We start from the raw sequence: 6,044 nt of genomic DNA, 5'->3' as shown, positions 1-6,044 counted from the left end.
GATTGGATAAAGATTTCGCAGACTTCTTTACGTATTTGGATCAAAAAGTAGGCAAAGGAAATTACACCGTCTTTTTATCCGCCGATCACGGTGCTGCACACAATCCTAAATACATTCAAGATGAAAAAGGAAATGCAGGTTTTTTCTACAAAAGCGACGTTTTAAAAGGAATTAATTCCATTTTAACCTCCGAATATGGTCATGAGAAACTGATTTACACGATGAGTAACAATCAAGTTTTCTTAAATTACAAACTCATTGATGCCGAGAAGTTAGACGATGAGAAAATCAAGAAAACCATCATTGATTATTTAAAGAAACAAGACGGAATTTCATTTGCGGTGGATATGGAAAAGTTGAGTGTTTCCAGTCTTCCCGAACCTTTAAAAACCCGTGCCATCAACGGATACAACTTCAAACGAAGTGGTGACATTCAAGTATTCTTAGAACCGCAGTGGTTTGGATTCTACAGCGATTTCACCGGGACCACACACGGTGCTTGGAATCCGTACGACAGTCATATTCCGTTGGTTTTTATGGGCTGGGGAATTAAACAAGGAAAAACACATGCACCCACTTATATGACCGATATTGCCCCTACCCTTTCCGCCTTGCTTCATATTCAAGAGCCGAATGGAAATATAGGACAACCGATTGTTGATTTATTGGATAAGTAGAAGAAAAAATCGGCTGAAAGAGCGGATTTAGCGAAGAAAGTTTAGAATTAGTGAATGAATGGGGAGTTTTAAAATTGAAAAAAAAGTCTATAAAACTGTAAGAATTATCGACTTAGGCATTTCATAAATTTCCACGTTCAAAACAAGGACACTTTTTTATGAAAGTCCTATTGTTAATTGATAAAAAGTTTTATATTTGCACCCGCATTCAAGGAATACTTGATGAGATACGCAAAGGAGAAATGGCAGAGCGGTCGAATGCGGCAGTCTTGAAAACTGTTGAGGGTCACACCTCCGGGGGTTCGAATCCCTCTTTCTCCGCAGTTTCAACTGATTACCAATCAGTTACGAAAATTACACCCAAATCTACACCCAAAAACAGGTTAGATTTGGGTTTTTTCTTTTAGTGATATTACGCGAATTTCAATGGAATTTAAAGACATTCTTCTAGTACGATCCAATTACTTCTTCTTTTATCTCACCGATCATATTGGGTAGAAAACCGCAATAAATAGAAAATACTCCTCCTACTCTATTACAGCTAAATTCAAGGAAAGTAAATTATCTGGTTATAATTATATCCTTATACATTTATATAAATATAAGACCGTTGCAAGGAGTTGGATATTTTTGAGATATTTCGTATCTTTTCTTCATGGAATTAGTAAGACAACCAACCCTGGCCGATAGCATTTGCGACCTTCGATCTCGCAAGATAAAGCGTACATTTTTCACTCAAATCAACACTCTTTTAGATTGGGACCCTATTATAGAGGTTCTAAAAAGACACTACACCAAAGGTCAAAGTGCCACAGGTAAGCCCAGTTATAGTGGACTGCTGCTTTTTAAAATGAGTTTACTGCAAACGTGGTATGGCCTAAGTGATTATGAAGTAGAGGATCGAGTCAACGACAGTATTTCATTCAGTTATTTTTGCGGCTTGCATATCGACCAAGTAGCTCCTGACCATAGTACGCTATCGCGTTTTAGGACCATAATGACCAAAGCCAAAGCTTACGAACCACTCTTTAAAGAGATAAACAGACAGTTGGAAGCGCGCCACATAATAGTAAAAACAGGAGCTATAATTGATGCTAGCGTGATTGATACGCCATTAAAGCCTAAGGGCAAAACCAATCATAAAGTTACCGAAGACCGAAAAGATGAACAGGAAGTTGAAGTCACAAAGGATTATGCCGATAGTGTAGATAAGGATGCCGCTTGGCTCAAGAAAGGTGGCAAGTATAGATTTGGCTACAAAAAGCATCATGTTACAGATAATGAAGGATTGGTTTTAGGGGTGTTGACCACAAAGGCAAGTACTAATGAAATTGCCAACTTAGAAGAAGTGCTGGACACTGCGGATCTGCCAGAAGGCATTCCATTAAAAGCAGACAAGGGCTATCAATCAAAGAAAAACGCTGAACTTCTTAAAGAACGAAAGCTAAAAAACCACATTCTAAAAAAGGCCTATAAAAACAGACCTTTAACGTCTTGGGAAAAGAAATTCAATAAACTTATAGGCAAAACGAGATTTAAGGTCGAACGTACCTTTGGAGGAATAAAGCGATGGTTCTCTGGAGGAACGGCAAGATATAGGGGTATCCATAAAATGCATACTCAAAATCTAATGGAGGCCATGAGCTATAATTTATATCGAAGTCCAGGGATAATTGCGTCCAATTGTAAAGGATAGGGCGAAATAAGCTTTAAAAAAGGTCATATACACCCGAAAAACAACTCAAGATTGAAAATTGTTCTCGTTTTCCACTAAAAAAATGAGCTGATAAAACTCAATCAAATTAGAGAAGGCTTTTGCAATGGTCTTAAAACTCTAAATAGAGGTATTGGCACATTATTTTAAAAACCAAATAAGGATATTTTACTACAACTTCTTAAAAACTTCAAAAGTTATCAATATTCACTTTCAATATCATAACCAGCTTTTTTAAATGCTTTTATTACCTGGCGCATAAATTTGTTTGGGTGATTTTCTTTATAGATTTCTGTGAAAAACATCTGCAATTGCTCCGTTTTAATTTGCACAATATTTCCGTCTTGATCATAATTAGTTTGAGTTTCGGTAACATCTGGGCCTAATGTGTGAAAATACACATAGATATCTTTGTCAAAATCTACTATTTTATCTAACGGCACTTGACGACTGACATTTACTTTTTGGCCATCTTCATTTTTTTCCAATGTAATACTAAGATGCAATACATTATTTTCATCTATACGAAACGGTTCTTTAACACTAAAATTCGCTTTTTCTTGATTGTCATAAAATTTGGAAAATTCTCTTTGCAACTGCATGTTCAAGAGTTTTGTTATTTTTTGGGTTTGCCCAAAAGACAAACTGCTTACTATCAACAAAACAATTAAAAATAAATTTTTCATCATTTCCTATTTTTCGCTATATGTGCCATCTTGTAAATATTGAATAACCTCTTTCAACGGAATGCCAAAGTAACCGGCCTGTCCTTGGTCGTAGGCATTTTTCCAATGAACATAACCAAATTCGTAATCGGGTAACTGGCAACGGTCACTTTTTAGTTGGATGGTGCTATTACGTAAAGCATATTCAGCTATGGGAATGTGCATGACCTCATTTAACAATCCGTTGGGATATTTTGGGTTTTTAATTTTTAGGTCCAAAATAGAAATGTGCACCATTTTGCCGATACCTTCGTACTCTTCTATTTTTACGATCTTCAAGGTAGAGTTTTCTTCTCCGTTTCGAGTTTGGTAATACCACTCTTGCCCAACTTGGTAAGCGGGTGGTGTTTCTTTTTTTGTTTTATTAAAAAGATTAAATAAGCCCATGGTAATATTTTATAAACTCTAACGGAACTTAAAACTCTGTTAGATTGGATTAGACAATTAAAATGCTTAATTCTCTTTCTTACAGAACGCTGATAAATGATTCATGGCTTTTACTACCTCTGCACCAAGGTTTTCTTCATTTTCTTCTAATTGAAGAAAACAAAATTTTGATTTTAACGGAGCCTTTTCATCGATTTCCAATAAAACAACTTCATCCGCATACTGAAATCCAGGTTGAATAATATTCTTGATATTAGTGGGAAGTGTATATTTCCAATTTGTTTCACCCAGTTTAAGCTTAATTATGATCTCGCATTCATCGACAGAATGTATGGTAATATCTTTGAATGAGCTACGGCCAGGCGAGATATTAGTTTGCAATTTTTCTTTGAGCCAGCTTATGGTTTCTTCTTTGGTTTGTGCTAAGCTTGTTAGGCTAAAAAGTAATCCAATTACTGTAATAATTGTTTTTACTTTCATGATTTTCGAGTTTAATATATTGCAATTTGCCGTTGTATTATTACTGCTGTACAAAATGTTAATAGCATTTATCCCAATAATATCTACCTGCTTTTCTATCTTTTGCAACTCCGCCTAAACCTTTTGAGTAAATTGCTCTTATGAACAACCCAACTTCTCGGTTTCGTTGTCCTTCATTACAGGCTTTTATTAGCCACTCTAATGATTTTTGGTACTGTTTATTATAATAATATGACAAGCCTAATTCTTCCATCTGTCTTTCATTAAGTTTACCTTCTTTATTTAAGAATTTTTCAAACCACTCAATGATTTCACCCGGATTTGATCCAGAATAATAGCTGTCTCCCATTTTCACTAGGGCTTCAACATTTCCTGTATTTGCTGCTTTTTGATACCACTCCCGTGCGCTAACTATATTTCCTGAAGTTCCCCAGCCAAATCTATAACTATGACCTGCTCTAAACATCGCATTTACGTCTCCCTGTTCAGCCCCTTTGAGAAAATATTCAAAACCTTTTGCCTCATCTTTATCAACTCCTTGTCCTTTACTGTACATAAATCCTAATAGATAGTTTGCATATCCATTCTCAAGATTAGCAGCTCGCCGTAACCAAGGCAATGCTTCCAAATATTTTTTTTCAAAGTAATATTTAGATCCTACATTTTTTAAAGCTTCATCATTAAATTCGTGTGCTAAAATAGATTGAGGATATTTAATGTAAAAATCTTCAATAGCAAGGTTTTGCCAATCGTTCCATTGTTTTTCAACTTCAGATTCTGATATCAGTCCTTTATCCACTTTTAAGCGGTTGATGATTTCCCAAAATGTTGCAAACATCTTTTTACTATCGACTTCATTAGCCGCTTTGAAATAAAAAAATTTGTCTTTTTGTACATTTGGTTTTTCATTCATGTATAATTGCCATTCTAATTCGTCATTTGGAAACATCAGTATAACACCGTTGCTTTCAATTAAATCTTTAACGCTTGTGAGGTCGATATCTTCCACTACGATAAGTCCTTCATTTCCGTTTGCACTAAAGTTAACAGAGGCAGATGCAAGTTTGTCACTATAATTAATGCTGAAATTGTCTTTAATATAATTGGCAGTTACAATTTTGTTGTCGCCAAAATCTATTTCTTTTCCGTTGGCTTTGTATTGCAAATCTGAGATTATTTTTGATTGCTCTTCAAACCATTCATACGGTATTGGATCGGTCTGGGCAAATACAACCGATGTAAGTGACAAAAACACTATAGTTAGGAGATTTGTTTTCATGATTTTATAATTAATATTTAAAAAAATAGCCTCTATTCTTCTCTAATACATTGAATTTCAAATCAGCTTTGATCGATAAGCCACCAGCTGCATGCAAATCCCTTTTCCCTAATGTTAAAATAGCTCCTGTTGTACCTGCATATCTTTTTTTGTGAGCTGCTAGTGCTGCATCGATTAAAGCATTGTGTACGGTAAGCAAATCGGCCTTTGTTTTATAAAAATCTACTTCATGTTCATTAATCCAAGCAAAATCAAGCTCATCTGATGATGCTAAAGTATATTGCTCCTCAAGTACTTTTACTTTAAAAATATTGTTGTCCTTATCAAAAACTATTTCATCAATCCATTCTTCTCCATCAATTAAAATTGGCTTACCATAAAGGTTATACACTTTTCCTTTTGAACCATTATATGCTATAAAGTAGTTGGTCCCGATTATTTTTTGCATTTGGATGGGTAAATTATCTGTTGTTTTTCTCCATAAAAAATCACCGTTCAATTTCACTCCAAAAAAGTCTTTGTCATTATACGCTTCCAGACCAGAAATTTCTTCTTCGTACTCTTCGCCTTTTATGTTGTTTAATTGTTTGAATCTGCTTCTGATCTCGCTTGATCGGCTTATGGCTTCATCGGCTTCTTTTTTTGTACGGGCAATACTTTCGGCTTTACGTATCTTTTCAGCTTCTTCGGCCGCCAATTGTTCTCTTCGCTCTTTTTCCAATTTATCGGCTTCTGCCTTTAACTTAGCGGCTAGAATTTCATCTCGTCTATTATTTTCGGCT

General features: G+C 35.2%; 7 protein-coding genes and 1 tRNA gene. 3 read left to right on the top strand and 5 right to left on the bottom strand.

Features of this window, described 5'->3' with window-relative positions:
• The 3 genes from VNJ50_RS01740 to VNJ50_RS01730 form a co-directional block, all read left to right on the top strand.
• Positions 1 to 677 (top strand): alkaline phosphatase family protein (locus tag VNJ50_RS01740; RefSeq protein WP_325578460.1); only part of this gene is annotated, 677 nt, incomplete at its 5' end.
• 236 nt (positions 678 to 913) lie between these two features.
• A tRNA-Ser gene (locus tag VNJ50_RS01735) sits at positions 914 to 998 on the top strand.
• A gap of 334 nt (positions 999 to 1,332) precedes the next feature.
• Complete coding sequence (locus VNJ50_RS01730) at positions 1,333 to 2,373, top strand: IS5 family transposase (RefSeq protein WP_325578458.1); 1,041 nt, start codon at positions 1,333 to 1,335, stop codon at positions 2,371 to 2,373.
• A 218-nt stretch (positions 2,374 to 2,591) separates the two neighbouring features.
• Here VNJ50_RS01730 and VNJ50_RS01725 read toward each other — a convergent pair whose 3' ends face one another.
• The 5 genes from VNJ50_RS01725 to VNJ50_RS01705 form a co-directional block, all read right to left on the bottom strand.
• The gene (locus VNJ50_RS01725; RefSeq protein WP_325578457.1) at positions 2,592 to 3,077 is read right to left on the bottom strand and encodes a hypothetical protein; all 486 of its coding nucleotides are present in this window, start codon (positions 3,075 to 3,077) and stop codon (positions 2,592 to 2,594) included.
• A 6-nt stretch (positions 3,078 to 3,083) separates the two neighbouring features.
• Entirely contained in the window at positions 3,084 to 3,503 is a 420-nt protein-coding gene (locus tag VNJ50_RS01720; RefSeq protein ID WP_325578456.1) for a hypothetical protein, read from the bottom strand.
• A 66-nt stretch (positions 3,504 to 3,569) separates the two neighbouring features.
• Positions 3,570 to 3,983: a hypothetical protein gene (locus VNJ50_RS01715; RefSeq protein WP_325578455.1), complete on the bottom strand. Its 414-nt coding sequence runs from the start codon at positions 3,981 to 3,983 to the stop codon at positions 3,570 to 3,572.
• Positions 3,984 to 4,041: 58 nt separating this feature from the next.
• The gene (locus tag VNJ50_RS01710) at positions 4,042 to 5,262 is read right to left on the bottom strand and encodes a tetratricopeptide repeat protein (protein WP_325578453.1); all 1,221 of its coding nucleotides are present in this window, start codon (positions 5,260 to 5,262) and stop codon (positions 4,042 to 4,044) included.
• Between the two features lie 10 nt (positions 5,263 to 5,272).
• A partial coding sequence (locus VNJ50_RS01705; protein WP_325578452.1) for a hypothetical protein occupies positions 5,273 to 6,044 on the bottom strand: 772 nt, incomplete at its 5' end.

This window comes from Gelidibacter sp., from assembly GCF_035577925.1.
Taxonomy (GTDB): domain Bacteria; phylum Bacteroidota; class Bacteroidia; order Flavobacteriales; family Flavobacteriaceae; genus Gelidibacter.
Note: the sequence above shows the minus strand (reverse complement) of the source record. Positions and strands in the feature narration are given on the sequence as shown.

Coding starts and splice junctions, on each gene's coding strand:
- VNJ50_RS01720 (WP_325578456.1), bottom strand. CDS start 3,503: ATGGGCTTATTTAATCTTTTTAATAAAACAAAAAAAGAAACACCACCC.
- VNJ50_RS01725 (WP_325578457.1), bottom strand. CDS start 3,077: ATGAAAAATTTATTTTTAATTGTTTTGTTGATAGTAAGCAGTTTGTCT.
- VNJ50_RS01710 (WP_325578453.1), bottom strand. CDS start 5,262: ATGAAAACAAATCTCCTAACTATAGTGTTTTTGTCACTTACATCGGTT.
- VNJ50_RS01730 (WP_325578458.1), top strand. CDS start 1,333: ATGGAATTAGTAAGACAACCAACCCTGGCCGATAGCATTTGCGACCTT.
- VNJ50_RS01715 (WP_325578455.1), bottom strand. CDS start 3,983: ATGAAAGTAAAAACAATTATTACAGTAATTGGATTACTTTTTAGCCTA.